This window comes from Flavobacterium maritimum (assembly GCF_040049085.1).
GTDB lineage: Bacteria > Bacteroidota > Bacteroidia > Flavobacteriales > Flavobacteriaceae > Flavobacterium > Flavobacterium maritimum.
In genome coordinates, this window is record NZ_JBDLZY010000039.1 from 1 (window position 1) to 553 (window position 553).

Annotated in this window: 1 protein-coding gene; it reads left to right on the forward strand. The window is 41.6% G+C overall.

Annotation, left to right across the window (positions count from 1 at the left end; translation table 11 throughout):
* The coding region (locus ABEB23_RS18185) for a hypothetical protein (RefSeq protein WP_348814134.1) at positions 1-553 on the forward strand (553 nt) is incomplete at both ends.

The window sequence follows — 553 nt, forward strand, 5'->3', positions numbered from 1 at the left end:
AATTTGGTCTTTTGGTAATGCAGATGGATTTGGTTTAAGTTATTTCCAAGGAACTTCTGGTCTATATAGCACAGATTCTATAGGGATCCATTTTGGAGACCCTACAAATAATGGATCCCAATTTATTTTTGCCAGTAATGGTGATTTGCTTACGGGCGGATTAACAACCAGTAATGCTTTGGGTGTAAACCAAACAAACGGAGGCGGACAAGGAATTTCGTTGTATTCCGGAGCTGTAAATGGTATGCCTTCTTATGGATTGATGTTTGCCACAACATCAAATTTTGGTGGTCACGGATCAGTTGGCGGCGATTGGGCGACTTATTTGACAATGGCCGGCGCTAATAACCGAGGCTGGATTTTCCGTTCCGAAAGCAATAATGTAGCGAGTATAAGTGCAACTGGAGTGTTTACGGGATCAAACTTTGTTGGATCATTGTCAGGAAATGCCAGCACTGCAACTATAGCAAATCAGATGAATTGGACCAATTATGGAGCAGGCCATATAATTTTCGATGCTTCATCTTCATTATCTCCGTCAGGCAGATCAATA